The following is a 25,712-nucleotide window of genomic DNA, read 5'->3' as shown; positions in this document are numbered from 1 at the left end:
CTCTACGCTCACGGCGGCACCTGCCACCCCCTCCACTCCCCCCCCCCCCCCCCCCCCCCCCCCCCTCCCCCCCCCTCCCCCCCCCCCCCCCCCCCCCCCCCCCCCCCCCCCCCCCCCCCCCCCCCCCCCCCCCCCCCCCCCCCCCCCCCCCCCCCCCCCCCCCCCCCCCCCCCCCCCCCCCCCCCCCCCCCCCCGCCGCGTTGGCCAGCAGGAACAGCGCGGTTCCGGCGAGCAGCGTGCGCCGCCTGCCGACGCGGTCGCTGAGCAGTCCCAGGAAGGGCGCGGCGACGGCGTAGACGAGGACGTACGCGGTGACGCTGTGGGCGGCGGCGGACTCGGACACGTCGATGTCGTCGGCGATGGTGGGCAGCAGCGGGGAGACCAGGAAGGTCTCGGTGCCGAACAGGAACAGCAGCAGGAGGACACCGGCGTACCGCCATCGGTCGAACGCTGCCTGCCGTGCGCTCGGACTCACGAGGGATCACTGCCTTTCACGAGGCTGGGGGCGAGGGCCTGGCTCACAGGCCCCGGAGGCTCAGGGCCCCGGCGCGCTCGGGCAGCCCTGCCCGGCCATCGTTTCGGTGGTCCTCCCGCGCAGCCAGACAGGCGTTCGTCCTGTTACCCCGGCTCACAGCCTGGGGCGCCGCACCGGCTCCCACGGCGTCCGGCTCCCACGGTGTCCGGTCCTCCGGGAACGGCCGAGAGGCCGTACCGGATATCTCCGATACGGCCTCTCGGCTGTCGCTTCACACGTCGGGACGACAGGATTTGAACCTGCGACCCCTTGACCCCCAGTCAAGTGCGCTACCAAGCTGCGCCACGTCCCGGTGTTCCGATCAGCGGGACGGACCCGGTGATCGTGCAGGTAAACCCTACCGCATGGGTGACGGGGGCCCCGGCGGCTACCCCTGCTCGGCGCCGGTGTAGGCGGCGGCGTTGCGGTCGGCGGCGGCGCGGGCGACGGCCGGGTCCTCACCGCCGTCGACGTTCGCGGTGTACCAGGACTCACCGGACGCGGTGATGAAGGAGAGGCCCTCGGTGGAGCCGAACCAGGCCATCGCCTGCTCGCCGTCGACGGACTCGCCGGTGGCCAGGTGCAGGGTGAGGCCGACCAGGGCCATGTCCCAGCCGACCCCGACCGCGCCGGGGCCGTACTCGGCCCACTTCTCGTCGACGGTGTCGAAGAGGTGCTCCAGCTCGAAGTAGGTGCGCCCCTCGCCCTCCGGTGACAGGCGCAGCTCGATCCAGCTGATGTCGCCCTCGTACTCCCAGGTGGCGAGGAGGCGCTCGGGCGGGTCGCAACGGTCGATGGTGCCTCCGGCGTGGCCCTCCAGCTGGTACTGGCCGCCGACGCGCAGGTCACCCGTCAGGGGCAGGAACCACTGCGGAAGGCGCTCGGGGCTGGTGCAGGCGTTCCACAGGTCGTCGAGCGGGACGTCGAAGACGCGCCCGATGGTGACGTAGCGGGCCTCTGCCGCCTTGAACGGGCGGCGGCCCGCCCTGCGCCGCACGGAGGTGATCTGGTCCGTGACGTCGATCATTCATCGCTCCTCAGGAGGTCGCTCGCCGAGCCGGCGCGACTCCGTCATGGTCACCGCCGCCCCTGTCCTGCCCTGCCGTGTCCTGCACAACACTGCACGCACTGTCCTCCACGATCGCCCGGACCGCCCGGCCCCGCCACCTCGGTCACCCGATCCGACGCGACGGACTGTCCTGTCGGCGGGGGTGACACCCCACACTCTGTCGGCGCCGGACGACCCCCTCCGGTGGCTAGGGTCGCCGCATGACGCACAGCGACAGCTTCGCCATCCACATCCCCGACGCCGAGCTCGAACCGGAGCCGCTCGACCCGGCGCAGATCGTCTCCGGCACGCCCGAGGTGACCGGGAAGGTGGTCTGGGAGTCGGCGGACGGCAGGCAGGTCCGGGGCGTCTGGCAGATCACCCCCGGCGTGGTGACCGACACCGAGGCGGACGAGCTGTTCGTGGTGATCAGCGGCTCGGCGACGATCGAGGTCGAGGGCGGGCCCACGCTGCGGGTGGGGCCCGGCGACCTGGCCGTGCTGCGCGAGGGCGACCGTACGACGTGGACGGTCCACGAGACGCTGCGCAAGGCGTACGCGATCAACCTCTGAGGCGGGGTGCCCGGGCGGCCGGGCGGCACGGATTGACACCTGTGAACACGGGCGCCCACGGTGGTCGGGGGCGGTTCGCCCCGGTCCGAAGAGGCGTCCGAGGACACAGAGGAGAGCTGGGCATGATGGTGCGCGCGCTCGGTGTCGCCGTCGTCGGGTTCGGCTGGATGGGCAGGGTGCACACCCGGGCGTACGCCCGGCTGCCACACCACTATCCGCTGCTCGGGCTGCGGCCCGAGCTGGTGACGGTCGCCGAGGAGGTGCCGGGGCGGGCCGAGCGGGCGGCCGGGCAGTTCGGGTTCGCGTCGGCGACACGGGACTGGCGCGAGGTGGCGGCCGACCCCCGCGTCGAGGCCGTCAGCGTCACCGCGCCGAACTTCCTGCACCGCGCGATCGGCACGGCGATGGCCGAGGCGGGCAAGCACCTCTGGATCGAGAAGCCGGTCGGCCTGACCGCCGCGGACGCCCGTGCCGTGGCCGACGCGGTCGCCGGTGCGGGTGTGCAGGGCGCGGTCGGCTTCAACTACCGCAACGCGCCCGCCGTCGAGACGGCACGCGCGCTGATCGCCGACGGGGAGATCGGCCGGGTCACCCATGCCCGCGTCCGGCTGTTCAGCGACTACGCCGCCCATCCCGACGCCGCGCTGACCTGGCGCTACGAGCGGGAGCGCGGGGGCAGCGGAGTGCTGGGCGATCTGGCCTCGCACGGCGTGGACCTGGCCCGGTATCTGCTGGGCGAGCCGGCCGAACTGACCGCCGACACGGCCGTGTTCGTGCCCGAGCGGCCCCGCCCGACGGCCGCCACGGCCGGTCACACCCGCGCGGCCGGCGGCGCGCCCGGGCCCGTCGGGAACGCGGACTACGTCAGCTGTCTGGTGCGCTTCGCCTCCGGCGCGCGGGGTGTCCTGGAGGCCTGCCGGGTGTCGGTCGGCGAGCAGAACGCGTACGGCTTCGAGGTGCACGGGACCCGGGGTGCGCTGTTCTGGGACTTCCGCCGGATGAACGAGCTCGGGGTCGGCCGTGGCTCCGCCTGTCAGGACCAGCCCGTGAGCACGGTGTACGTGGGTCCCGGTGACGGTGAGTTCGGGGCCTTCCAGCCGGGGGCGGCCAATGCCATGGGCTACGACGATCTGAAGGTCGTCGAGGCGTACCGGTTCCTGCGCTCGATCGAGGAGGGGCGGCCGTACGGGGCGACCCTCACGGACGCCGTGCGCAGTGCCGTGGTGCTGGAGGCCATGGAGCGGTCGGCGCGCGACGGGGGCTGGGTGCCGGTGCCCGTGTCGTAGCCGTGCGTGGTGAAGGGAGGCCGGGGGCGATACCCGAGCGTGAGGACTGCGTCGCCGCCGGCCCCCTCCTGCCTCAAATGTGGCACGCCCCGGGTCGTGTCACCCGCCCGGTGCGTCCGTCCGTGCCGGAGGTGTGCCGCAGGCCGATCGTGGCCGTTCGCGCAGTTCCCCGCGCCCCTTCGGGCGGGTGTCGGCCGGGGTGGGCAGGATCCTCGGGCTGTTTTGTCACGCAGGTGCGTAGACGCGCACCGGTCGCGGCTCCTACGGTCCGGGCAGTCGAACCTGTGGGAGTGCCGGATGCGCCGAAGTGCCTCACCGCTGTCCCTGACCCTGCTGGGCATCGGTGTCTTCCTGCTGGTCCTCGCCCCGATGCTGGCGTGGTACGTGAAGCCGCGCGCGGCGGTGAACCCGATCGACATCGACGCCGTCTCCGTGTCCGAGGGCATGGGCAGCTATTTCGATGTCGGGGAGGCCGAGACCCTCGACGACCGCCGGATCACCGCCACCCAGCGGGTGCGCGGGGACGTGGCGGCGAGCAAGGAGAGCGGGAAGGCCGTCTGGGACGTGGTGACCACGGTCGACACGGACAAGTCGCTGCCCGCCGCCGACCCGCACGACGCCCTGAAGTTCGACCAGGCCCGGTGGGTCACCGACCGGCGCACCAACCGGCCCGCGCACTGCTGCGAGGAGGAGCCCTACCACGAGGGCGAGGCGTACCTGAAGTTCCCGTTCGGCGTGGAGAAGCGGACCTACCAGTGGTGGGACGCCACGCTCGGCTCCACGGTCGCGCTGTCCTACGCGGGGCGGGAGAAGGTCCAGGGCTACGAGGGGTACGCCTTCACCGGCGCGGTCCCTCCGACCAAGGTCGGCACCCGGCAGGTGCCGGGAGTGCTGGTCGGGCTGCGCACGGCGCCTCAGGTGCTCGCCGAGGAGTGGTACTCCAACCGGGGGATCAGGCTGGTCGTCGACCAGGTCACCGGCCGTGTGCTGAAGGCCCGGATCGGCCCGCGCCAGGCGCTGCGCGCGCCGGACTCCACCAAGGACGCGGTGGTCCTGCTGGACGTGCCCGCGCTGACCCACACGACCGCCACGCAGAAGACGGCGGTGGAGAAGGCGAAGGCGGACGGTGCCAAGCTGCGGGCGCTCGGCACGACCGTGCCCGTCGGGGCCGGGGCCGTGGGCTTCCTGCTCGCGGCGGTGGGCGCGGCCCTGGTGGCACGGGGCCGGCGCCCTGAGGCCCCGGAGCCGGCGACCGAGACGCCCGTGCCTCAGATGGTCGGCTAGGTCCTGTCGTCAAACTCCCGTCGTCGCCCGGAGGGCGGCCCTGCGGCGTCAGGTGCGTGCTCTGGGGGTCCCCCCTCTGGGGGAGTGCCGGGTGCAAGCCCTCGTACTGGACGTACTTGGGCTGGTGCCCGGTGCGGCGAGTGGGGGCACCTCCCACGAAGTGGGGGAGCGTGCAGGGCGTCGCGGGGCAGGCGGGAGTTTGACGACAGGGCCTAGGGGCTGTCCGACGAAGCCCCCTCCTCCGCCCGGCAGTCGGGGATTCCTCGGACGGGCCTCAGGGGCTGTCGGGCGACGGCGGGGCCGTGACCTCCTCGGCCTCGGGCAGTTCGGCCACGTCGACGCCGCTGACCTGCGCCAGTTCGTGCTTGAGCGCGGCGAGTTCGGCGCCGCCCGCCATGTGGTTGGTCAGTTCCTCCAGGGTGATCCGGGAGCGGTCGGCGCTGAGTTCGAGGGTGCCCAGGCGCAGCACGCTGAAGTGGTCGCCGACCATGTAGGCGTGGTGGGGGTTGTGGGTGATGAAGATGACGCCGAGTCCGCGGTCGCGGGCGGCGGCGATGTACTTCAGGACCACACCGGACTGTTTGACGCCGAGGGCGGCGGTGGGCTCGTCGAGGATGAGGACGCGGGCGCCGAAGTGGACGGCGCGGGCGATGGCGACGCACTGCCGCTGACCGCCGGAGAGCGTGCCGACGGGCTGCTCCAGGTCGTCCAGGACGATGCCCATGGCGCGCAGTTCGGCGTCCGCGGTCCGCTTCATGCGGCCGATGTCGAGCCGGCGCAACGGCCAATGGCCGCGGGTGAGTTCGGAGCCGAGGAAGAAGTTGCGCCACACCGGCATCAGCGGCACGGTGGCCAGGTCCTGGTAGACCGTGGCGATGCCCCGGTCGAGGGCCTCGCGCGGGGTGCCGAAGCGCACGGGCGCGCCGTCGACGAGGAACTCGCCCTCGGTGTGCCGGTGCAGCCCCGAGACGATCTTGATGAGGGTGGACTTGCCGGCGCCGTTGTCGCCGAGCACGCAGGTCACCCGGCCGGGGTGGACCGCGAGGTCGACACCCTGCAGGGCCCGGATGTTGCCGTACGACTTTCCGGCCCTGCGCAGTTCGACGAGGGGCGTGGCGGGCGTGTGGGTGGTCGTCATGGGGCGGGTCACCTCCGGGTCACCTCCGGGTCGCCGTGCGGCTGACCCACAGATTGATCAGGACGGCGCCGAGCAGCATCACGCCGAGGAAGGCCTTGAACCAGTCGGGGTTCCAGCCGGCGTAGACGATGCCCTGCTGGACCATGCCGAACATGAAGGCGCCGAAGACCGGGCCGACGGCGGAGCCGTGTCCGCCGGTGAGCAGGCAGCCGCCGATCACGGCCGCGGCGATGTAGATCAGTTCCTGGCCGACGCCCTCGCCGGACTGCACGGTGTTGAAGGTGAACAGCTGGTGCATGCCGACGAACCAGGCGCCGAGGCCGACCAGCATGAACAGGGAGATCTTGGTGAAGGTCACCGGGACGCCGACCGCGCGGGCCGACTCCTTGTCGCCGCCGACGGCGAAGACCCAGTTGCCGTACCTGGTGCGCAGCAGCAGCCAGGTGGCCAGGGCGGCGAGGACCAGCCACCACACGACGGTGATCTTCACCTGGACGCCGCCGACGCCGAAGTCGGAGGCGAAGACCGCCCTGGCCTGGCCGAAGCCGTCCATGTCGCTGATGTCGTCGGTGGCGACGTTCCCGGTGACCCAGGTGGTGACGGCGAGGTTGACGCCCTGGAGGATCAGGAAGGTGCCGAGGGTGACGAGGAAGCTCGGCAGGCCGGTGCACACCAGCAGCCAGCCGTTGAGCAGGCCGACGGCGAGCGAGACGACGAGGGCGAGGAGCACCCCGGCCCAGACGTTCATGGTCAGTTGGTAGCTGACCATGCTCGCGGTGAGCGCGGAGGTGATGACGGCGACGCCGCAGGAGAGGTCGAACTCGCCGCCGATCATCAGCAGGGCCACCGGCAGCGCCATGATCCCGATGGTGGACGACTGGTAGAGGATGTTCGCCATCGAGTCGCCGTCGCGCACGGCGGGCGCGGCGACGAGGAAGAACACGAACACCGCGGCCGCGCCGAGCAGGACGCCGACCTCGGGGCGGGCCAGGAGTCTGCGGGCGAGGGGCCGTCGGGCGGCGCGCCCGTCGGCGGTGCTGCCGCGCCCGGGGGACGGCGGCGCGGCGGCCGCCGGTCCGGCGTGCGGGGCGGTGCTCATCACCGCGTGCCCTTCGCGGCGAACGCGTCGACGGCGGCGACGTTGGACTTGTCGACGAAGGCCGGGCCGGTGAGCACGGGCTGCTCGCCGCCGCCCAGGTAGTTGCCGTTGCTCCTGTAGAGCCACAGGGAGTCGATCGCCAGATAGCCCTGGAGGTAGGGCTGCTGGTCGACGGCGAACTCGACGCTGCCGTCGGCGATGGCCTTGGTGAGCTGCTTGTTGAGGTCGAAGGTGGCGACCTTCGCCTCGCTGCCCGCCTCGGAGACGGACTGGGTGGCGGTGAGGGCGATGGGGGCGCCGAGGGTGACGACGTGGTCGATGTCGCCGTCCTTCTTGAGCTTGGCGGTGACGGTCGACTTCACCGAGGGCATGTCGGTGCCGTTGACGTAGAGGTTCTCCAGGGTGCCGGAGTACGTCTTCTTCACGCCGTCGCAGCGCTGGGTGAGGCCGATGTTGCCCTGTTCCTGGACGACGCAGACGGCGCGCCGGGAGCCGAGCGTGTTCAGGCGCTTGCCGAGGGCCTCGCCGGCGACCGTCTCGTCCTGGCCGAAGAACTCCATGAGGCCGAGCCGCTGCCATTCGCTCACACCGGAGTTGAGGCCGACCACGGGGATGCCGGCCGCCTTCGCCCTGGCCACCACGTCCTTGAGGGCGTCCGGTTTGGCGAGGGTGACGGCGATGCCGTCGACCTTCTGGTCGATGGCGTTCTGGACGAGGTTCGCCTGGTTTCCGGCGTTCGGGTCGGCGGAGTAGACGAGTTTGACGTTGTCCTTGGCGGCGGCGGCCTCGGCGCCCTTGCGGACGATGTCCCAGAAGGTGTCGCCCGGCGACTGATGGGTGACCAGGGCGATCGTCATGCGCGGGGTGTCCGCCCTGCCCGCGGAGCCGCCCCCGCCCTGCGACTCCTCGGCCTTCTTGCCGCCCGAGTCGCTGGTGCAGCCGGCGAGGGCCAGTGCCGCCGCTGCGGCCACGGCCAGGGCGGGAACGATTCTGCGGGAGCGGGACCGGGAAAGGGGCCGGGAAGAGCGATCCATCTGTTCTGCACCTCACTGTGCGAGCAGGGGACGGGCGTGGGCGTTCCCTACCCCCGGCCGCGGCGGCCAACCGCGGCGCCCGCGCCGGCCCCGGGAGGGCCGGCGGGCGACCGGTCCCGGCGGGTCAGCGCGTGAACGGCCCTTCCAGCGCGGCCCATTGGAGCAGCATGATGGTCTTGGCGTCGGCGATCTCCCCGGAGCGGATCATCTCCAGGGCCCTGCGGAAGGGCAGTTCGAGGATCTCGATGTCCTCGCCCTCCTCGTCCAGGCCGCCGCCCTCGTGGGTGTGCGTGGAGGGGCCGTACTCGGCGGCGTAGAAGCTCACGCGTTCGGTGACCGAGCCGGGGCTCATATAGACGTCGAAGACGTGCCGGACCTCGCCGATGGTGTGACCGGTCTCCTCCACCACCTCGCGCCGCACGGCGAGTTCGGGCTGCTCGTCCTCGTCGTCGAGCAGTCCGCCGGGGGTCTCGATCAGCATCCCGTCCGGGTGGCCGTTGACGTACACCGGGTATCTGAACTGCCGGGTGAGCAGGACGGTCTCGCGCTCGGGGTCGTAGAGCAGCATGGTCGCGCCGTTGCCCCGGTCGTGCGTCTCGCGCTGCTGGGTGCTCCAGGTGCCGTCGCCGCGCTGGAGGTCATAGGTGGTGGCGCGCTCGACGTACCAGTGGCTGGACAGCAGCCGCACCTCCCGCACCTTCACCCGCGGGTTGCCGGTCAGGTCGAGTCCGGTGCGGTCGAGCCCCGTGCGGCCCCGGTGGTCCGGGGTGTCGGCTCCGGCGGTCATCGGCTGTACGGATGGGTCGAAGTGGTCATACGCCGCTTCTACCACACCTGTGCGAACCGGACCGGGCGCGGCCTCGGCCGGGCCGGGGCAGCGGTCAGGAGGGGACCGCGAGCGACTCCGGACGGTGGGCGAACCAGGCGACGGTGTGCCGCAGCCCCTCCTCCAGCGGCACCCGCGGCTGCCAGCCCAGTCCCTCGCGGGCGCGGGTGATGTCGGGGCGGCGGCGGGCCGGGTCGTCCTCGGGCAGCGGCAGCAGACGCAGTTCGCTGTGCGAGCCGGTGATCCGCAGGACCAGCTCGGCGAGCCGGCGCACGGTCCGCTCGTCGGGGCTGCCGAGGTTGACCGGGCCCGCCAGGTCGCTGTCCAGCATGGCGATCAGACCGCGGACCATGTCGTCGACGTAGCAGAAGCTGCGGGTCTGGCTGCCGTCGCCGTTTAGCGTGAGGGGTTCGGCGTCCAGGGCCTGACGGACGAAGGTGGAGACGACCCGTCCGTCGTGGGCCCGCATCCGGGGGCCGTAGGTGTTGAAGATCCGCGCGATGGCGGTGTCGGTGCCCTCGCTGCGCCGGTAGGCGGCGGTGACGGCCTCGGCGAACCGCTTGGCCTCGTCGTAGGCGCTGCGGGGGCCGATCGGGTTGACATGGCCCCAGTAGTCCTCGCGCTGGGGATGCACGGCGGCGTCGCCGTAGACCTCGCTGGTGGAGGCCAGCAGGAACCGGGCGCGGTGGCGGTGGGCGAGGCGGAGCAGGTTCTCGGTGCCCCGGCTGCCCGCGGCGAGGGTCTGCAGCGGCCGGCCGAGATAGTCGTGCGGGGACGCGGGGCTGGCGAGATGGATCACGGCGTCCATGCCGCCGGAGAAGGCGGGCTCGTCCGTGACGTCGCACAGGGTGAACTCGAAGCGCGGACTCTCCAGCAGCGCCGCGATGTTGGCGATCCGGCCGGAGGAGAAGTTGTCCAGGCAGCGGACGCTGTCACCCCTGCGCACCAGCGCCTCGCACAGGTGCGAACCCAGGAAGCCGCTTCCGCCGGACACCACGACACGCATCGCGCACCTTCCTCCGGTCAGGCGAGCCGCGGCCGGCCCGGCGCCCGCACCGTCCAGCCGGCCTCGCTCCAGCTCTCCGCGTCGAGCGTGTGGCGTGCGTCGACCAGCAGCGGGTCGCGCACCACGGTGGCGAGCGCGGCCGGGTCCAGCTCCTGGTACTGGGGCCACTCGGTGAGATGCAGGACGAGGTCGGCCTGTTCGCAGGTCTTGGTGACGTCCGGGGCGAACTGGAGGGCGGGGCAGGCGGCCCGGGCGTTGTCGACGGCCTCCGGGTCGTGCACCCGGACCTGGGCGCCCGCCTGCCGTACGGTCTCGGCGACGGCCAGCGCGGGCGAGTCGCGGACGTCGTCGCTGTGCGGCTTGAACGCGGCGCCCAGCACGGCGACGTTGCGCTCGATGAAGCCGCCGCCGAGGAGCCGCCGGGCCAGCTCCACCGTCCGGTCGCGCTGGCGGGAGTTGATGGCGTCGACCTCGCGCAGGAAGGCCACCGAACCGCCGAGGCCGAGTCCCTCGACGCTGGCGGCGAGGGCGCGGATGTCCTTGGGCAGGCAGCTGCCGCCGAAGCCCAGGCCGGGCGCGAGGAAGCGGGAGCCGATGCGGGTGTCCGCGCCCATCGCCCCGACCAGGGTGAGCACGTCGGCGCCGGTGGCGTCGCAGATCTCGGACATGGCGTTGACGAAGGAGACCTTGGTGGCGAGGAAGGAGTTCGAGGCGAGCTTGACCAGTTCGGCGGTGGCCGGGTCGGTGGCGATCAGCGGGGCGCCGGCGGCCAGCAGGGGCGCGTAGATCTCTCTGAGCCGTGCCTCGGCCGCGGGCGAGGACGTGCCCACGACGATGCGCTCCGGGCGCAGGGTGTCGCGCACCGCGCACCCCTCGCGCAGGAACTCGGGGTTCCAGGCGACCTCCGCGCCGGGCAGCCGCGCGGCCAGCCGGGCCGAGGTGCCGACGGGCACGGTGGACTTCCCGACGACCAGCGCGCCCGCGGTCAGATGCGGGGCCAGGCCGTCCGCGGCGGCCTCGACGTAGCGCAGGTCGGCGGCTCCCGAACCGGGCAGCGGCGGGGTGCCGACGCACAGGAAGTGGGTGTCGGCGAACCGGGCGGCCTCGGCCTGCGAGGTGCCGAAGCGCAGCCGTCCGGTGTCCACCCCCCGCTTCAGCAGCGTGCCGAGGCCCGGTTCGAAGAACGGCGGCCTTCCGGCGGCGAGTTCGGCGACCCGCTCGGCGTCGACGTCCACCCCGAGCACCTCGTGCCCCAGGTCGGCCAGACAGGCGGCGTGAACGGCTCCTACGCATCCGGTGCCGATGACGGTGAGGCGCATGGTGTCACTCCGTGGGGTCACGTCCCGAGCAGGTCGCGGTAACACGCGTCAACCGCCGCGCACATGGCCTGCGGGGCGAACGCGGCGCGCACCCGCAGACGGCCCTGTCGTCCCATCCGGGCGGCCTCCTGCGGGTGGTCCAGGAGCCAGCCGACGGCGTCGGCCGTGTCCTGAGGCACGGTGGGGGCGACGAGGAGTCCGGTGGCGCCGTGCTCGACCAGGTCGGGCACACCGTTGACGGCCGTCGCGACAACCGGGCGGGCGGCCGCCAAGGCCTCGGTGAGGGCGCGGCCGAGCCCCTCGTAGAGGGAGCTGACGACGAAGACGTCGAGGCCCGCCGCCAGCCGTGCCGCGTCCGGGCGGTGGCCGGTGAGGGTGACGCGGACGCCGAGGCGGTCGGCGAGCCGTCGCACGTCCTCGGCCAGGGGGCCGTCGCCGATCATGACGAAGGCGGTGTCCGGACGCCGCTCCGTGACGGCGGCGGCCATGCGGACGAAGTCCAGCGGCGCCTTCTGCGTGTCGATCCGGCCGACGGTCCCGACGAGCGGGGTCGCGCGGGGCACGCCGAGCATCCGGCGGGCGAGGGGATCGAACCGCTCGGGGATGTGCCCGAGATCCACCGCCGAGGGCACGACCCGGACCAGTCCCGGGGGCGCGAGGCGCTCCTCGACGGCCTGCCTGGCCACGCGAGGGGAGACGGCCAGGAAACGGTGTGCCCGGCGGCGGGTCACCCTCTCCAGGAAGCGGTAGGCCGTACGGCGGGGGCGGGACTGTCCCGGATGGAAGCTGAAGCCGTGGAAGGTGTGCACCACGACGGGCGTGCGGCACAGCCCGGCGGCGATCCGCCCGAGGAAGCCGCCCTTGGCGGAGTGGGTGTGCACGACCGTGAACCGCTCGCGCCGGATCAGCCGCGTCAGGCGCCACAGCACCAGGGCGTCAGTGGGGGTCAACGTGTGGCGGAATCCCCGCAGTTCGACCGTGTGAAGGCCGGCCTCGCGGGCGGGGGCCCACAGCTCGCCGCCCGGCGCTCCCGCGATCCAGACGTCGTAGCGGTCGCGGTCCATACCCAGGGCCGTGAGCAGGGTGTTGCCGCCGGCGCCCGCCTGGAAGCGGGTGATGACGTGCAGCACCTTCACTCGGCCGAGCACGGGCCGCGGCGGGAGCTCGGCGGCCGGCACCACCTGTGGGAGCGTCTCGGGCCAGCCGGGGGCCAGGGCCTGGGGGCGCTCCGGGCCGGGGACGAGGGTCCCGTTCCTCATCTTCGATCACCGCCGATATAGGCCGTACGTTTACGACGTACACGTACATCATCTCCCTTCAGGCAATTCCGGTCAACACGGATGAAAATGGAGGCCGGACCGGATGCTGGAGGAACGGCGATGCCCCTGGCCGCGCTGCACGATGTCAGAAGGCTGCTGGTGTGTCCGCGCTGCCGTGCCGGACTGGCGGCGGAGCCGGACGGCTTCTCCTGCACGGCCGCCGACTGCCCCCACCACCGGGCAGACGCGTTCCCGCTGGTCGGCCGGTGGCCCGTCCTGGTCGACTTCGAGGACAGCGTCGTGGACCGGGAGGCGGCGCTGACGTGGGGCGGCGGGGGCCGGGCCGAGCGGCTGCCCGCCCCGCTGCGCCGGCTGGTCAAGCCGGCCAACCGGGTCGCGGCCCGCAATGTCGCGCTGCTGCTGCGCGCCCTGACGGGCCCGGCGCCCCGGCTGCTCGTCGTCGGCGGGGCAACGGTCGGCAACGGCGTCGGCGCGGTCTACACGGATCCGCGGCTGGAGGTGATCGCCTTCGACATCGTCGGCAGCCCGTTCACCCAGTTCGTGGCCGACGCCCACCGGATCCCGCTGCCTTCGGGATGCGTCGACGCGGTGGTGGTGCAGGCTGTCCTGGAGCATGTGCTCGATCCGCCGCGGGTGGTCGCCGAGATCCACCGGGTGCTCGGGGAGGACGGGCTGGTCTACGCGGAGACGCCGTTCCTCCAGCAGGTCCACGCCGGGGCCCATGACTTCACCCGCTACACGGCGAGCGGACACCGTCTGCTGTTCGGCCGCTTCGAGGAGCTCGCGGCCGGTGCCGTCGCGGGACCCGGCACCCAACTGCTGTGGAGCGTCGACCACTTGACGCGCTCCCTGACCCGCTCCCCGGCCGCGGGCCGCGCAGTGCGGACCCTGCTGTTCTGGCTGCGCGCGCTGGACCGGCTCGCGGCACCGGACTTCGCGCAGGACGACGCCTCGGCGCTCTACTTCCTGGGTCGCCGGCGCGAGCAGGGGATGGCCCCCGAGGAGGTCATCCGGTACTACCCAGGGGCCCAGTAGCGGAACTTCCCACCGCGTCCCGGCTGACGGTGTCCGCCACCATGGCCGCCAGTCCGGCACGCAGGCCGGTCGCCGGACGGTAGCCGAAGGCCTGCCGCGCCAGGGTGATGTCGGCAGCGGTGCGCCGGGCGTCGCCGGGCCGGGCGGGACCTGGCACCACTCGCACCTGTGCCGTCAACTCAGCGAGAAGTGCGATTGCCTGACGGAGCGTCACCTCGGATCCGCCGCCGAGATTGGCGACCCCGGACCACCCGGACAGGGCCGCCGCGCGCATCGCCGCCACCACGTCCCCGACGTAGGTGAAGTCGCGGCTCTGCCCGCCGTCGCCGTACATCGGGAACGGGCGGCCCGCACAGGCGGCCGTGACCAGCCGCGCGAAGGCCATGTCGGGCCGCTGCCGGGGACCGTAGACGCTGAACAGCCGCAGCGAGGCCGCGGGCACGCCGAAGACCGTGCGGTAGGTCTCGCAGAGCTGCTCGGCGGCGAGCTTGGTCACGCCGTAGGGCGAGACGGGCCGGGGGCGCAGGGTCTCCGGGGTCGGGTAGGCCTCGGCGTCGCCGTAGACGGAGGAACTGGAGGCGAACACCAGCCTGGGCAGCCGGGCGTCCCGGGCGGCCTCCAGGACGTGCTGGGTGACCAGGACGTTGCGTTCGAGGTACACGGCGAACTCGCTGCCCCACGAGCCACGCACGCCCGGCTGGCCCGCGAGGTGGTAGACCACGTCCGCGGCACCGAACAGCGGTTCCAGGCGCAGCCGCAGCAGGTCGCCGCGGCGGAAGGCGAACCTGTCCCGGCCGAGCAGCGGGGCGAGGTTGCGGCGCTTGCGCACAGGATCGTAGAAGGCGGTCATGGCGTCGACACCGACGACCTCGTCCCCGCGGTCCAGCAGATGTGCGCACAGGTGCGAGCCGATGAATCCGGCCGCTCCGGTCACCACGGCACGCATCAGGAGCCGCCTCCCCGGCCCCACAGGGCGGACACCACGTACACCAGGGTGCGGGCGGTGAACCGTATGACGTTCCCGGCCGTGGCATGCGCGAGGAACTCCGCGTCCAGTGCCACGCGTTGGGGCACCTGCACGGTCAGGTAGTACTGCTCCGGGTCGGGGCGGCCGTCGAGGTCGGCGGCCCAGGCGCGCGAGCGGAGCTGGCAGGGGCCGGTGAGGCCGGGGCGGTGCCGGAAGACCCAGCGGTGCTCCGGGGCATAGCGCCGGGCGAGGCCGGGAACCTCGGGGCGGGGGCCGACCAGGGTCATGTCGCCGCGCAGCACGTTCCACAGCTGGGGCAGTTCGTCCAGTCCGAGGCGGCGCAGCACGCGCCCGGTGGGGGTCACACGGGCGTCGGTGTCGGCAGCCACGGGAGCACCCCCGCAACCGGTCCGCATGCTGCGGAACTTGTAGAGGGTGAACTCGGCCCCGCCTTCACCGATCCGCTGCTGCCGGAACAGCACCGGCCTGCCGCTCGTGACGCCGACCAGAAGGGCGAGGAACGCCAGTAGAGGGGCGAGCGCGGCCGACAGCGCGAGCGCGACGACGACATCCAGGGTCCGGCGCACCGGACCGGGCCGCACCGCGCTCGCGGCGAGCGGAGCCTGCTGAAGAGTGCGATCGACGGTGCTCATGGACTGCCCTTTATTACGTACATTTACACTGTAAACGCATTTTCCACCCAAATGGGTCCTTGGTCAAGCGGCCCTCGGGCGGTCTCCCTGGACCGGCCCCGGGGGCGGACCCAGTCCGTGCCCTTCGCGGAACCAGCGAAGAAAGCGCCAGTGGACGGCCAGGATCGGACCGAGCTCTCCCCACCGCCGCCGCAGGGCAGCCAGCACCAGCCGCGCCGCCGGTTCCACGGACACGCTGAGCGCAACGAGCAGCCACGCCCTGGGCCCGCTCCAGTGCCGGAAGGCGTAGCGGCTGCGGCTGCACAGCATCAGGTAGTGGCGCCAAGGGCCCAGCTGGGAGGAGCTCACCTGGCCGATGTGACAGACCCTCGCCTCGTTGACGTGGTACGACGGCCAGCCGGCACGGCGCGCCCGCAGGGCGAGGTCGACCTCTTCCAGATACAGGAAGTAGCCCTCGTCGAAGCCGTCCAGAGCGGCGAACACGGGCCGGCGCACCAGGAAGAACGCCCCGATGACCTGATCCACCGGTCCCGACCGGGTCAGGTCCCGGGGCCGGAGGTGGTGCGGCGGGAAGAGGGCGGGCAGCAGCCGGTCCAGGCCCGTCATCTTGCCGGTGTAGGCGCGCAGGCCGGGGAACCGCGAGCAGGACACCTGGGGACGGCCGTCCTGGTCCACCATGAGCGCCCCGAAGATCCCGAAACGGTCGGCGGCGGGCGAGCGCAGGACCCGGGCCATGACCCGCAAGGTGTCGTGACGCAGCCGAGTGTCCGGATTGAGGAAGAGCACGAAATCGCTCCGGCCCCGGGCCGCGCCCTGGTTGCAGGCCGCGGCGAATCCGACGTTGCGCCCGTTGCGCACCACGTCGAGACGGATGTCGGCCGCGCCCAGGGCGTCGGTCGAGTCGTCGGTGGAGGCGTTGTCGACGACGACGATCCGCGCCACACGGAACTGCGACCGGTCGGTGGCGACGATCGAGCGCAGGCACTCCCCCAGATGCCGGCCCGTGTTCCAGTTCACGATCACCACGTCGGCGGTGGGCACCGCCCGCGTCGCGTCCCTCACGGCGAGGCCCCTTCGAGTTCCAGGGCCGCCGTCCACCGGGGCAGCCAGACGTCGTACGAGTACCCGTCGGCGGTCACCCCCCGGGCGGTCCGTCCGAGGCCCTCCCGGGCGGCGGCCGACTGTCCCAGCAGACCGAGGATCGCGCCGGTCCACTCGTCCCGCGTCCGCGCCGCGGGCATGTTCAGCTCGTCCAGCAGAGCGGCGTTGACCCCGAGCGGGCTGGCCACCGCCGGAAGTCCGGCGGCGGTGTACTGGAGGAGCTTGTAGCCGCACTTGCCGAGGGCGTACGCGGTCGTGGGCAGCGGCATCAGGCCGACGTCCATGGCGGCGAGGGCCGTTCGCTGGCTGCCCGGGCTCCAGGGGACCCGGTCGATGAGTGCCTCCAGGCGGCCGAGTGACGGGGTGGCCGTCCCGACGAGGGTGAGCCGCGCGCCGGTCCTGCGATGCACCTCCTCGAGGGCCTGCGCGATCTCCAGCAGATACACCTCGTTGTGCCGCGAACCGATCCAGCCGAGCCGGGGCGGGTCGTGCAACTCGTAGGACGGCTTGGGCAGGTAGTCCTCCAGGGCCACACAGCTCGGGATGACGACGACGTCCCGCTGGTGGCTGCAGGCCCAGTCGGCCAGGACGGCGTTGCCGGCGATGACCCGGTCCGCGTGCCGCACCGCCACCAGCGCCTTGCCCGCCTTGGGAGCCAGCCGGCGTACGAGCCCGTCCCGGCCGCGGTCCCACTGCAGGGCGTCGTCGAAGTCGTACACCGCGAACTCGGCGCTCGCGAGCAGCCGCCGCTCCCACCAGCCCCGGCTGAGCGGGGAGGCCTCCCGGTGGAGCAACAGCCGTCGGGGCCGGGCCCCGGCGAGGGCGCCGAGCCGGAGTTCCGCGCGTGCGACGGACACGGGCCGGCGGGCGAGCCGGGAGACGGAGGCGTCGGGCAGCGACAGGTAGCTGCCGACGGTGACATCAGTGCCCAGGCGGTCCAGCCACTCGTACACGCGGACCCGCGAGCTCCCGGCGCCCCGCCCGTACGGCGTGACGGCACAGAGGTCCGGGCCGTGATCCACGCGGCTCACCGCCCACGCGTCGACGCGGAGGTACGGCCGACGGTTCCGGGCACGGGCGCCCGCTGCTCCTCGCAGGCGCGGACCAGCGCGGTGAGCAGGCCGAGGGACAGATGGAACAGCACACGCAGGACGGTGCCCTCGAAGCTGGACTCGACGGCGAAGACGACGAGTTGGGCGACCAGGGTGAAGCCGACGACCCGGGCCTCGGGAGAGGTGCGCCAGCGGGAGAAGAAGAACAGCGCCGTCGCGACCAGTGCCAGCGACACGGCGGCGCCCAGCAGAAGGCCGAAGCTCAGCGCCTGCTGGAGATACGTGTTGTGGACATGGGTCAGCTCCTGGACGCCGCCGGGCGCGGCTCCGGCGCCGTAGCCGAGGACCGGCCGATCGGCGATCCTGTCCGCCGCGTCGACCGCGAACTCCGTACGGATGAAGACGTTGGCAAGGCTGAACCGGGAGCCGAAGAACTCCCTCGTGTCCGAGTTCAGCTGGTACAGCAGCACGATGGCCGCGAACACGGCCAGCAGTCCGGCGACCGCCTTGCCGACCACCCGGTCGGCGACCTGCCGGTTCCTGACGACGCTCCCCAGTCCCGCAAGGACCAGGGCGATCAGCAGCGCGGCGATCACCCCGCGCGAGAGTGTGCACACGACGGCGACGAGTGCGACGTATCCGGCGACGGTGGTTCTGCGGTCGTGCCGTGTGTGTCCCCAGTACAGCAGGACCGGGACGAAGAGGGCGAGGACGCTGGCGAGGTTGTTGGAGGGGCCGAGCACGGGGTGCGACAGCCGGGTGTAGTACGACAGGTACCGGTCCGAGCCGGTCGGCAGCCCGGCCTCCTGGGGACCGAAGCCGGGCACCCGCAGCAACAGCAGCACGGCCGGGAGAATGAGCAGGTAGGTGAAGCGCCGGAGGTATCCGATCACGCGTTCCGGGGGCATCCCGGCCAGCTCACGCACGGCGAACAGATAGGCGATGACGCCCTCCGCACAGACGAGCGTGGCGCGCAGGGTCGCCGCCGGGTCCTGCGTCCACAGCACCGAGATCGCGCTGACGGCCAGGGGGACGCACAGCAGCGCGAACAGCTGGGGGTAGCCGATGTCCAACGGCCGGACCGTCCAGCCGAGGAGAAGGCTCACCGCCGCCACGCCCAGCATGATGTCCAGCAGGGACACCGAGGTGACCAGGGGCACGGCCACGTTCAGACGCACCGGCATCGCGGCGGCGATCAGGACCAGCCCGAGCAGGATCCGGGGCCGTGCCGCCGCCCTCCGGGAGCCGTAAGGGATCTCGGCCATGTCAGCCGTCCTCGACGGGTCCCTGAGGGGCACGCGGGGTCATGACTTCTCCCTCGGCCCGAACGGGGCGGGAGCACGCGCCGTCGAGGACCATGCCGTCGTGCGGGGCTGGGCCCCGCCCGGCTGACGATCGTGCCCGTCGAGATGCATCACGTGCGGGGAAGCCGTCGCCCAGGGCCGGTTCCGGTGCCTTTTGACCCCGGTCAGGACGGTCCCGAGAACCGTGACGCCGACGGAGCGCAGTCGCTGTACCGCCAGCGTGACGTCCGGGCCACGGGTGCCCTTGGCCTCGACCACCAGGACGGCTCGGCCCACGGCGCGGGACAGAATCGTCCCCGCGCTCCCCTCCAGCACGGCAGGCCCGGCGATGACGACGACGTCCGCCCGCCGCTCCAGTTGCTCGCGGAGCCAGGCCAGATCGGCCTGTTTGAGGACCGGTGTGTGCGCGGCGGGTTGCGGCGAGCCGCCGCTGAGCACCGACACGGGCAGTTCGCCGCGCAACGGCACCAGCGCGTCGTCGACAGAGGTCCGGTGCTCCAGCACGTCCCGCAGGCCCCACGACGTCGTCAGCCCGAGCAGCCGCGCCAGTTCCGTCCCGGACCGTCCGGCGTCGACCACGGCGACCCGGCTGCCGCTCTCGGCGACGGCCTCGGCGAGCCCGGCCGCGACACGCGCTGCCGTCGCCCCGGGAGTCGGCGTCGCCAGGACGAACGCGGGCGGCACCCGCCCGTGTCCGGCCGCCTCCAGGGCAAGAGCCAGCCACCGGTACGCCTCCGGGTCCCACGTCGGCCGCCCACCACCGGCCCGGAGCGCCGTGCCACGTGCCCGCTCCCGCGGCAGCAGGCCGAGAAGGCCGGCGTCGGTGGCATGTGCCAGGTCCTCGGGGTCACGGACGGGACCGACCGACAGCTCGCGGACCACGGCCCAGCCGATGCCCGCCACGAGGCCCACGAGCACGCCGAGCGTGATGTCGAACATCTTGTGCGGGGAGACGGGCTGATCCAGCAGCTCGGCGCCGTCGAGGGGCACCACGTCGATCGCGGGAGAGCTCACCCGCGAGCCTGGCCGGCCGGGATTCTCCGCGGCGGAGACGATGTCCGCGAGGGCGGGCGGCACGCCTTCGGCGATCCGCAGCGCACGGGCGCGCGACTGGTCCAGGGCGGTGATCTCGATGATCGCGGTGTCGGTCGGGTTGCTCGCCCTGACGTGCGACTTCATCTCCTCCACCGAGTAGGGCAGACGCAGGTCGTCCCGGATCTGCCGGAGCACCGCCTCGCTCGTCAGCATCGTCGTGTACGACCTGGCACGCTGCTGCGCCAGGAGGGCGGCCTGATAGGCCTCGCTCGAGGCCTGTCGCGGCGACGTAACGGTCACGACCATCTGGACCTTGGCCGCGTAGGTCGGGGACTGCGCCTCGGCCCAGGCGGCGCCGGCGGCCGCCCCGAGGGCCACACACAGCGCGATGGCCGTCCAGTGGAGACGAAGCAGGCGGAGGTAGGCCTTCAGGTCCATGTCGAGTCCTTCCGCGCCGCGGGGCGTCCGCCGAGCAGTCTCTCCAGCGGGCGCAGCGTCTCGTCCCAGCTCAGCCGTCCTGCCTGGGCGTACGCCTCGTCGCTGACCGCCTGCCACCGGGCCTCCTCGCCCATGGCGTCCACCACCGAGCGGAAGGACTCCTCCGTGTAGGTCACCGATCCGCGCAGCAGGTCCAGATGACGCCGCCAGGCGGGCACGAGGACGGGCAGGCCGTGTGCCAGGTAGTGGACGTGCTTCGACGAGAAGCCGTCCCTGCGCAGCGGGTCCTTCGTACAGGTGACCAGTCCGAGCTGGTACTCCCCCAGCACGTCCAGCGACGGCGCGTAGCCCCGGTAGCGGAGTCCGAGCCTCGGGTCGGGCGGGGGTCCCCCGTACACGTCGATGTGCGGATACCGCGCCGACAGCCGGGCGAGCAGGGCCGGGTCGTTGAAGCCCGCGCTCACGTTTCCGAGGTAGGCGATCCGTGGTGGATCGGCGAACTCGGCACGCTTCTGCGACGGGCTGCAGCCGAAGTTGAGCGGCATCAGGTTGCGGCCGCTGATGCCGTACCGCTCGACGGCGTAGCGCGCGTACGACTCCCAGTGCAGGGCCAGATGGTCGACCCCCTCGAAGATCTCTGTCTCCAGCCGGCGCAGTTTCGCGTGCTGGCGGTCGCTCAGTCTGCCGTCGAAGTAGACCTCGTCGGCCCAGGGCGCGGGGGCGTCGTAGAGCGTGCCGGCGGAAGTGGCATCGGCCAGCACTCCGGCGTCGTAGACGGTCTCGCAGATCACCAGGTCGTAGTCGTCCAGCGGCAGCGAGCGCTTCAGGATGGCGCGCCGCAGGCGGTGATCGGCGACCAGAAGGTAGTAGGACAGACGGCGCCGTCCGAACCGCCATCTCCGGGTGAGCAGGGCCGAGGCGGCTTCGGTGGCGTAGAGGGCCGCCTTCCTCGGGCTCGGCGCCGGGAGCCGACCGGCCAGCCGCCCCGGTCCTCGGGCGGAGCGGCTCAGGTGATAGGTGTCGACCAGACGCGCCTCGTGGCCCCGTTCCTCGAGGAAGCGCCGGATCTCGTACGGCTTCACACCGTTGGCGTAGGCGTCCAGCTGGCAGATGACCAGGACGCGCATGGTCTGTGGGGCCATCGCTCAGCCCTCCTCGGCGGACGTCCTGTCGCCCGACTCGACGGCGTGCCACTGCGCTCGCAGGGCGTCCTTGTCGAGGACCAGGACGTACTGCTTGTCGATCAGTTCCGACCGGACGATCGGCGCGATGGTGAAACGGGCGTCCGACGTGCTCAGACGACGCAGACCGAGCGCCAGATCACGCAGGTCGCCGTTGGACATCCGGTCGTCCACGCTCACCGTGCGGGTGATCGCATCGAGCACCTTCAGGGTGCCCCGCGGGTCGGTGGGCCCGACGTCGCCGCGGATCTCGCCCATGAGGCCGCGCAGGAACTGCTGCTGCCGTTCGATCCGGTCCAGCTCGCCGCCGGGCAGCCCGTGCCGCTGGCGCACATAGGCGAGGGCTTCATCGCCGTGCATGACGTGGGTGCCGGCCGTGAAGTGCTTGTCCTGCTCGGGGTCGTAGGCGTTCTTCTCGACGGTGACAGGGACGCCGCCGACGGCGTCGGTCAGGGAGCGGAAGCCGTGCCAGTCGATGACGGCGAAGTGGTCGACGCGGGTGCCGGTGAGTTGTTCGACCGTTCGGATGAGCAGGGGCGGACCGCCCCAGGAGTACGCCGCGTTGATCTTGGCGTGGCCGTGGCCCGGGACGGGGACCCAGCTGTCGCGGGGGATGGAGACCGTGTCGGCACTGCGCCGGTCGGCGCTGAGGTGGACCAGCATCAGGGTGTCGCTGCGCTGTGCGCCGTAGGTCCACGGCCTTCCCGTCGCGTCGTTCCCGGTCGTAGGTCGTTTCGAGCGGCTGTCGACGCCGACCAGCAGGAAGGTCGTACCGTCGTCGCCTGTGGGGCCGGTCGGCCGGGGGCCGGTCGGGAAGGCGTCGGGGATCCGGCTGACCTGGTCGCCGTAGTGGTTCGTGGCCCACCAGACGCCGCCCGCGGCCAGCCCCGTGAGGCCCAGCAGGCCGACGAGGACCAGCACCAGCGCGGTGCGCAGCCGATGGCGGCGGCGCGGTGGTCGCTGCCTCGGGGTCCACTGGGGCCAGCTCATCAGAAGTCGTCCGGATAGGGGCCCGCGAGGGCGGCGCGCGAGGGCCGCGGCTCGGCGGCCGGGAAGCCCGGCAGGAGCTTGGCGAGCACCCGGCGCACCTCGGCGGTGTCGTTGTGTTCCGTGGCCTCGTACAGAACGGCCAGCAGGCCGGGGTCGTGCGGGGCCGAGGAGGTGGCGGCCCGGATGCGGGGGTGGGCGGTCGGGGTGTGCCGTTCGTGGGCGGAGAACAGCGTCTCGTGGAGCTTCTCGCCGGGGCGCAGACCGGTGTAGCGGATGTCGACGTCCGGGATGTGGCGGGCGCGGGCGAACTTGCGGACCAGGTCGACGATCCGGACCGGGCTGCTCATGTCGAGCACGAACACCTCGCCGCCGCGGGCGATCCGGGCGGCCTCCAGGACCAGGCCGACGGCCTCCTCGACGGTCATGAAGAACCGGGTCACATCGGGGTGGGTGACGGTCACCGGGGTTCCGCTGCCGAGTTGTTCGGCGACGACCGAGAGCAGGGAGCCGCGGCTGCCGAGCACGTTGCCGAAGCGTACGGCGGCGAAGACGGTGCCGGGAGGGGCGCCGTGCTGGGCCTCGCGGACGATGAGTTCGGCGAGTCTCTTGGTCGCGCCGAGCACGGACACCGGATCGGCGGCCTTGTCGGTGGAGATCAGCACGAAGCGCGAGGCGTGCGCGGCGGCGGCGGCGCGGACCACGTTCTCGGTGCCGCGCACATTGGACTTCACGCCTTCGCACGGGTGCAGTTCGAGCAACGGCAGATGCTTGTGGGCGGCGGCGTGGAAGACGACGTCGGGGCGGAGTTCACGGAAGACCTGATCGATGCGGGGCCGGTCGCGGATGTCCGAGATCACGACGTCGTCGCCGCGCAGGGCGTCTCCGTACAGTTCGAGCTGGAGCCGGTGCAGGTTGGACTCGTCGTGGTCGAGCAGGAACAGCCGACTGGGACCGAAGGCGTGGAGCTGATGGCACAGTTCGCTGCCGATCGAGCCGCCCGCGCCGGTCACCAGGACGCGCCGGCCGGCCACGACGGAGCGGGCCTCGGGGCTCACGACATGCACCTCGGCACGGCCGATGAGCTCGTTCACGTCGAGTTCGCGCATGTCCCCGCCGACCACGTCACGGCGCAGCGCGGCGATGAACGAGGGCAGATAACGCACGCTGGCTCCCTCGGCCTCGGCGGCGCGGGCGACGGCGCGGAAGCGCTCGGGAGCGAGCCCGGGGATGGCGACGACGACCGCTTCGACCTGGTGGTCGCGCACGGTCTGCCGGGTGCTGTCCAGGCCGCCGAGGACGGACGGTTCTGCGCGCTTGGCGGGGTCGTCGTCGAGGAAGCCGACCGGGTCGAGGCCGTAGCCGGGGCTGCGCGCGAGGTCGCGGGCCAGGGCGCGGCCCGCCTCGCCCGCGCCGATCACCAGTGTGCGCAACCCGGTCGCCGGGCGGGCCGGAGCACGGCCGTGCCGGGCCAGCTCGGCGCAGACCCGGTCGACCTGCCGGTGGGTGAGGTCCGGGTACATCGGCAGGGAGAGCAGCCGGGAGTGGAGGGCGTCGGCGCCGGGGAGCCCGCCGGGCGGCAGCAGGGAGCGGTCGCGGAAGTAGGGCAGGTGGTGCAGCGGGACGAAGTGGACGGAGGTGGCGACGCCGGCGTCGGCCAGGCGGACGATCAGCTCGTCGCGGGCGGTGCCGTACTCGTCCTGGACGCGCACGGCGTACAGATGGCGGGCGTGCCGGCCCGGAGTGTCCGTCTCCAGCGGTTCGATACCGGGGATGTCGGCGAGTGCCTCGTCGTAGCGGGCGGCCAGCTCCCGGCGCCGCTGCTGCCAGGCGTCCAGGCGCCGCAGGTGGGCTCGTCCCACGGCGGCCTGGACGTCCGTCATGTTGGCCTTCAGGCCGGCCTCCTCGACGGTGTAGTCGGGTGTGCCCCCGGGCAGGTAGCGGCGCCAGGCGTCGGCGGACATGCCGTGCAGCCGGGTGCGCCGGATGCGGGCGGCGAGCTCGGCCTCGTCGGTGGTGACCATGCCGCCCTCGCCGATGGGCAGGTTCTTGGTGGCGTAGAAGCTGAAGCAGGTGGCGCGCGACAGGCTGCCGACGGGCCGGTCGCCGACCGTGGTGCCCAGGGCGTGCGCGGCGTCCTCGACCACATGGGTGAGCGGCACGTGGGCGGCGGCGGCGAGTTCGCCGACGGGGGCGGGGGCGCCCGCGTAGTGCAGCACGATCATGGCCTGGGGGCAGCCGCAGGCACGGGCCGCGCGGGCGACAGTGGCCGAGGTGGGGGCGGCGGTGCGCGGGTCGACGTCGACGAGCACGGGCCGGAGCCCGGCGTTGAGGACGGCGTGGGCGGCGCCGCAGAAGGTGATCGCGGGGACCAGGACCTTGCCGCCGGGGGGCAGCCGCAGGGCCCGCAGGGACAGTTCGAGGGCGGCCGTGCAGGAGCTCACGCCGATCGCGTGGTCGGCGCCGACGTAGTCCGCGAACTCCGCCTCGAACCGCTCCGTCTCGGGGCCGGTGGTCACCCATCCGGAGGCCAGGACCCTCTGGACCGCGCGCCGGGCGTCCGGGGTGATCCGGGTCCTGGCGAATGGGATGTCCGGTTCGCTCGTCATCGAGTACTCCCCGGTGGTGCGGGCGCTACGCCGTCGCGCGGCCCGTAAGGCGTACGTTTACGTCGTATACGTACACTTTGCCCCCCGGAGTGCTTAGAGTCAACAGCAACGGACCACCGGGGAGGTCGGGCATGACGGACGAGCACAGCCGGTCACGGGACACCGGAGCCGGACCGGCGCGGCGCGCCAGCGACCGGGGCCGTTACGGGCGGCTGAGCCGGGAGCGGGTGCTGGCGAGCGCGCTGGAACTGGTCGACCGGGAGGGCCTGTCCGCGCTGAGCATGCGCCGCCTGGGGGCCGAGCTGGGCGTGGAGGCCATGGCGCTGTACCGGTACGCGGCGGGCAAGGACGCCCTGCTGGACGGGCTCGTCGAAGCGCTCTATCTGGAGCTGGAGGAGCAGCTGCCGGACGTGGAGCCCGACTGGCGGGCCGCTCTGCACCGGATCGCTCGCGCGACGTACGACGTCTGCCTCGCCCATCCGCAGGTGGTGCCGCTGCTGTCCACCCGGATGCTGGCGGTGCCGCTGGCGCGGCGGCCGCTCGCCGTGCTGCGCGAGCACGAGCGGGTGCTCGGGCTGCTGCGCGAGGCCGGGTTCGACATGGCGGAGGCGGCCGCGGTGTTCCGCGCCTTCCAGGCCTGGATCCTCGGCTATGTCTCGGTGGAGCTGCGCCAGATGGTCGACAACCCCGACGAGTCCGACCCCGCGTTCCGCCTGGGCCTGCACAGGATGCCGGCCCACGAGCTCCCCCACCTCCGCGAAGCGACCACCACCCTGGCCACCCCCGGCGGCCCCGAAGGCCTCGCCTCCGGCCTCGACGCCCTCCTCACCCCCTTCACGGCCCCGTAAGCCGCGCGCACCCTTCACCTGCGGGCCGCGAGTGGCCGATCGCGCAGTTCCCCGCGCCCCCAGACATGGGCGCGACCCGCCACAACCCAACACCCA

Annotated in this window: 23 protein-coding genes and 1 tRNA gene; 5 read left to right on the top strand and 19 right to left on the bottom strand. The window is 72.8% G+C overall.

Annotated elements, in window-relative coordinates; all coding sequences use genetic code 11:
- From ACZ6SQ_RS33990 to ACZ6SQ_RS33980, 3 genes are all read right to left on the bottom strand, one after another.
- Positions 1–475 (bottom strand): MFS transporter (locus tag ACZ6SQ_RS33990; protein ID WP_469569047.1); only part of this gene is annotated, 475 nt, incomplete at its 3' end.
- Positions 476–753: 278 nt separating this feature from the next.
- A tRNA-Pro gene (locus ACZ6SQ_RS33985) sits at positions 754–827 on the bottom strand.
- Between the two features lie 75 nt (positions 828–902).
- On the bottom strand, positions 903–1,541 hold the full coding sequence (locus ACZ6SQ_RS33980; RefSeq protein WP_469569044.1) for an SRPBCC family protein: 639 nt from the start codon (positions 1,539–1,541) through the stop codon (positions 903–905).
- Between the two features lie 242 nt (positions 1,542–1,783).
- On the opposite strand from ACZ6SQ_RS33980, the gene ACZ6SQ_RS33975 reads away from it, so the two are divergent.
- The 3 genes from ACZ6SQ_RS33975 to pgfA all read left to right on the top strand — a co-directional run bounded on the left by ACZ6SQ_RS33975 (position 1,784) and on the right by pgfA (position 4,704).
- Positions 1,784–2,134 carry a cupin domain-containing protein gene (locus tag ACZ6SQ_RS33975; protein ID WP_469569042.1) on the top strand — a complete coding sequence of 117 codons (351 nt, stop codon included), beginning with the start codon at positions 1,784–1,786 and terminating at the stop codon, positions 2,132–2,134.
- A 125-nt stretch (positions 2,135–2,259) separates the two neighbouring features.
- Complete coding sequence (locus tag ACZ6SQ_RS33970; RefSeq protein WP_469569053.1) at positions 2,260–3,420, top strand: Gfo/Idh/MocA family protein; 1,161 nt, start codon at positions 2,260–2,262, stop codon at positions 3,418–3,420.
- A gap of 297 nt (positions 3,421–3,717) precedes the next feature.
- Complete coding sequence (gene pgfA, locus ACZ6SQ_RS33965; RefSeq protein ID WP_469569040.1) at positions 3,718–4,704, top strand: cell envelope lipid trafficking protein PgfA; 987 nt, start codon at positions 3,718–3,720, stop codon at positions 4,702–4,704.
- Between the two features lie 274 nt (positions 4,705–4,978).
- Here pgfA and ACZ6SQ_RS33960 read toward each other — a convergent pair whose 3' ends face one another.
- The 7 genes from ACZ6SQ_RS33960 to ACZ6SQ_RS33930 all read right to left on the bottom strand — a co-directional run bounded on the left by ACZ6SQ_RS33960 (position 4,979) and on the right by ACZ6SQ_RS33930 (position 12,385).
- A complete protein-coding gene (locus ACZ6SQ_RS33960) occupies positions 4,979–5,842 on the bottom strand; it encodes an ATP-binding cassette domain-containing protein (protein ID WP_469569038.1) in 864 nt (287 codons plus the stop codon).
- A 19-nt stretch (positions 5,843–5,861) separates the two neighbouring features.
- Positions 5,862–6,941, bottom strand: coding sequence for an ABC transporter permease (locus tag ACZ6SQ_RS33955; RefSeq protein ID WP_469569036.1), 1,080 nt, complete (start codon positions 6,939–6,941; stop codon positions 5,862–5,864).
- The gene (locus tag ACZ6SQ_RS33950) at positions 6,941–7,975 is read right to left on the bottom strand and encodes a sugar ABC transporter substrate-binding protein (RefSeq protein WP_469569034.1); all 1,035 of its coding nucleotides are present in this window, start codon (positions 7,973–7,975) and stop codon (positions 6,941–6,943) included. The genes ACZ6SQ_RS33955 and ACZ6SQ_RS33950 overlap by 1 nt, the downstream gene beginning before the upstream one ends.
- Before the next feature lie 124 nt (positions 7,976–8,099).
- Entirely contained in the window at positions 8,100–8,762 is a 663-nt protein-coding gene (locus ACZ6SQ_RS33945; RefSeq protein WP_469569032.1) for an NUDIX domain-containing protein, read from the bottom strand.
- Between the two features lie 94 nt (positions 8,763–8,856).
- Positions 8,857–9,807, bottom strand: a complete 951-nt coding sequence (locus ACZ6SQ_RS33940) for a UDP-glucuronic acid decarboxylase family protein (RefSeq protein ID WP_469569029.1) — start codon at positions 9,805–9,807, stop codon at positions 8,857–8,859.
- 17 nt (positions 9,808–9,824) lie between these two features.
- Complete coding sequence (locus tag ACZ6SQ_RS33935) at positions 9,825–11,126, bottom strand: UDP-glucose dehydrogenase family protein (protein WP_469569027.1); 1,302 nt, start codon at positions 11,124–11,126, stop codon at positions 9,825–9,827.
- Positions 11,127–11,143: 17 nt separating this feature from the next.
- Complete coding sequence (locus ACZ6SQ_RS33930; protein WP_469569024.1) at positions 11,144–12,385, bottom strand: glycosyltransferase family 4 protein; 1,242 nt, start codon at positions 12,383–12,385, stop codon at positions 11,144–11,146.
- Between the two features lie 120 nt (positions 12,386–12,505).
- Between ACZ6SQ_RS33930 and ACZ6SQ_RS33925 the strand changes: the two genes are divergently transcribed.
- Positions 12,506–13,441, top strand: a complete 936-nt coding sequence (locus ACZ6SQ_RS33925) for a class I SAM-dependent methyltransferase (protein ID WP_469569022.1) — start codon at positions 12,506–12,508, stop codon at positions 13,439–13,441.
- Here the strand turns inward: ACZ6SQ_RS33925 and ACZ6SQ_RS33920 are convergent.
- The 9 genes from ACZ6SQ_RS33920 to ACZ6SQ_RS33880 all read right to left on the bottom strand — a co-directional run bounded on the left by ACZ6SQ_RS33920 (position 13,413) and on the right by ACZ6SQ_RS33880 (position 24,768).
- Positions 13,413–14,387 carry an NAD-dependent epimerase/dehydratase family protein gene (locus ACZ6SQ_RS33920; RefSeq protein ID WP_469569020.1) on the bottom strand — a complete coding sequence of 325 codons (975 nt, stop codon included), beginning with the start codon at positions 14,385–14,387 and terminating at the stop codon, positions 13,413–13,415. The genes ACZ6SQ_RS33925 and ACZ6SQ_RS33920 overlap by 29 nt on opposite strands.
- Positions 14,387–15,061, bottom strand: a complete 675-nt coding sequence (locus ACZ6SQ_RS33915; RefSeq protein WP_469569018.1) for a sugar transferase — start codon at positions 15,059–15,061, stop codon at positions 14,387–14,389. The genes ACZ6SQ_RS33920 and ACZ6SQ_RS33915 overlap by 1 nt, the downstream gene beginning before the upstream one ends.
- Positions 15,062–15,124: 63 nt before the next feature.
- The gene (locus tag ACZ6SQ_RS33910) at positions 15,125–16,123 is read right to left on the bottom strand and encodes a glycosyltransferase family 2 protein (RefSeq protein ID WP_469569015.1); all 999 of its coding nucleotides are present in this window, start codon (positions 16,121–16,123) and stop codon (positions 15,125–15,127) included.
- Positions 16,120–17,184 carry a glycosyltransferase gene (locus tag ACZ6SQ_RS33905; protein WP_469569013.1) on the bottom strand — a complete coding sequence of 355 codons (1,065 nt, stop codon included), beginning with the start codon at positions 17,182–17,184 and terminating at the stop codon, positions 16,120–16,122. The genes ACZ6SQ_RS33910 and ACZ6SQ_RS33905 overlap by 4 nt, the downstream gene beginning before the upstream one ends.
- Before the next feature lie 5 nt (positions 17,185–17,189).
- Entirely contained in the window at positions 17,190–18,479 is a 1,290-nt protein-coding gene (locus ACZ6SQ_RS33900) for an O-antigen ligase family protein (RefSeq protein ID WP_469569011.1), read from the bottom strand.
- Positions 18,480–18,518: 39 nt separating this feature from the next.
- A complete protein-coding gene (locus ACZ6SQ_RS33895; RefSeq protein WP_469569009.1) occupies positions 18,519–19,991 on the bottom strand; it encodes a Wzz/FepE/Etk N-terminal domain-containing protein in 1,473 nt (490 codons plus the stop codon).
- Entirely contained in the window at positions 19,982–21,133 is a 1,152-nt protein-coding gene (locus ACZ6SQ_RS33890; protein ID WP_469569007.1) for a hypothetical protein, read from the bottom strand. Before ACZ6SQ_RS33890 ends, ACZ6SQ_RS33895 begins: the two co-directional genes overlap by 10 nt.
- A gap of 3 nt (positions 21,134–21,136) precedes the next feature.
- Positions 21,137–22,162 (bottom strand): LCP family protein, encoded by a 1,026-nt coding sequence (locus tag ACZ6SQ_RS33885; RefSeq protein ID WP_469569005.1) that lies wholly within the window; start codon positions 22,160–22,162, stop codon positions 21,137–21,139.
- A complete protein-coding gene (locus tag ACZ6SQ_RS33880; RefSeq protein ID WP_469569003.1) occupies positions 22,162–24,768 on the bottom strand; it encodes a DegT/DnrJ/EryC1/StrS family aminotransferase in 2,607 nt (868 codons plus the stop codon). The genes ACZ6SQ_RS33885 and ACZ6SQ_RS33880 overlap by 1 nt, the downstream gene beginning before the upstream one ends.
- Positions 24,769–24,899: 131 nt before the next feature.
- Here ACZ6SQ_RS33880 and ACZ6SQ_RS33875 point away from each other — a divergent pair, with 131 nt between their 5' ends.
- Entirely contained in the window at positions 24,900–25,616 is a 717-nt protein-coding gene (locus ACZ6SQ_RS33875; RefSeq protein ID WP_469569001.1) for a TetR/AcrR family transcriptional regulator, read from the top strand.
- Positions 25,617–25,712: the final 96 nt, after the last annotated feature.

The sequence above is a fragment of the Streptomyces sp. NPDC048600 genome (assembly GCF_055587025.1).
Note: the sequence above shows the minus strand (reverse complement) of the source record. Positions and strands in the feature narration are given on the sequence as shown.

Excerpts from the sequence above, each read along its gene's own strand:
- ACZ6SQ_RS33980 (WP_469569044.1), bottom strand. The coding sequence starts at position 1,541 with ATGATCGACGTCACGGACCAGATCACCTCCGTGCGGCGCAGGGCGGGC.
- ACZ6SQ_RS33975 (WP_469569042.1), top strand. The coding sequence starts at position 1,784 with ATGACGCACAGCGACAGCTTCGCCATCCACATCCCCGACGCCGAGCTC.
- ACZ6SQ_RS33970 (WP_469569053.1), top strand. The coding sequence starts at position 2,260 with ATGGTGCGCGCGCTCGGTGTCGCCGTCGTCGGGTTCGGCTGGATGGGC.
- pgfA (WP_469569040.1), top strand. The coding sequence starts at position 3,718 with ATGCGCCGAAGTGCCTCACCGCTGTCCCTGACCCTGCTGGGCATCGGT.
- ACZ6SQ_RS33960 (WP_469569038.1), bottom strand. The coding sequence starts at position 5,842 with ATGACGACCACCCACACGCCCGCCACGCCCCTCGTCGAACTGCGCAGG.
- ACZ6SQ_RS33955 (WP_469569036.1), bottom strand. The coding sequence starts at position 6,941 with ATGAGCACCGCCCCGCACGCCGGACCGGCGGCCGCCGCGCCGCCGTCC.
- ACZ6SQ_RS33950 (WP_469569034.1), bottom strand. The coding sequence starts at position 7,975 with ATGGATCGCTCTTCCCGGCCCCTTTCCCGGTCCCGCTCCCGCAGAATC.
- ACZ6SQ_RS33945 (WP_469569032.1), bottom strand. The coding sequence starts at position 8,762 with ATGACCGCCGGAGCCGACACCCCGGACCACCGGGGCCGCACGGGGCTC.
- ACZ6SQ_RS33940 (WP_469569029.1), bottom strand. The coding sequence starts at position 9,807 with ATGCGTGTCGTGGTGTCCGGCGGAAGCGGCTTCCTGGGTTCGCACCTG.
- ACZ6SQ_RS33935 (WP_469569027.1), bottom strand. The coding sequence starts at position 11,126 with ATGCGCCTCACCGTCATCGGCACCGGATGCGTAGGAGCCGTTCACGCC.
- ACZ6SQ_RS33930 (WP_469569024.1), bottom strand. The coding sequence starts at position 12,385 with ATGAGGAACGGGACCCTCGTCCCCGGCCCGGAGCGCCCCCAGGCCCTG.
- ACZ6SQ_RS33925 (WP_469569022.1), top strand. The coding sequence starts at position 12,506 with ATGCCCCTGGCCGCGCTGCACGATGTCAGAAGGCTGCTGGTGTGTCCG.
- ACZ6SQ_RS33920 (WP_469569020.1), bottom strand. The coding sequence starts at position 14,387 with ATGCGTGCCGTGGTGACCGGAGCGGCCGGATTCATCGGCTCGCACCTG.
- ACZ6SQ_RS33915 (WP_469569018.1), bottom strand. The coding sequence starts at position 15,061 with ATGAGCACCGTCGATCGCACTCTTCAGCAGGCTCCGCTCGCCGCGAGC.
- ACZ6SQ_RS33900 (WP_469569011.1), bottom strand. The coding sequence starts at position 18,479 with ATGGCCGAGATCCCTTACGGCTCCCGGAGGGCGGCGGCACGGCCCCGG.
- ACZ6SQ_RS33895 (WP_469569009.1), bottom strand. The coding sequence starts at position 19,991 with ATGGACCTGAAGGCCTACCTCCGCCTGCTTCGTCTCCACTGGACGGCC.
- ACZ6SQ_RS33890 (WP_469569007.1), bottom strand. The coding sequence starts at position 21,133 with ATGGCCCCACAGACCATGCGCGTCCTGGTCATCTGCCAGCTGGACGCC.
- ACZ6SQ_RS33885 (WP_469569005.1), bottom strand. The coding sequence starts at position 22,162 with ATGAGCTGGCCCCAGTGGACCCCGAGGCAGCGACCACCGCGCCGCCGC.
- ACZ6SQ_RS33880 (WP_469569003.1), bottom strand. The coding sequence starts at position 24,768 with ATGACGAGCGAACCGGACATCCCATTCGCCAGGACCCGGATCACCCCG.
- ACZ6SQ_RS33875 (WP_469569001.1), top strand. The coding sequence starts at position 24,900 with ATGACGGACGAGCACAGCCGGTCACGGGACACCGGAGCCGGACCGGCG.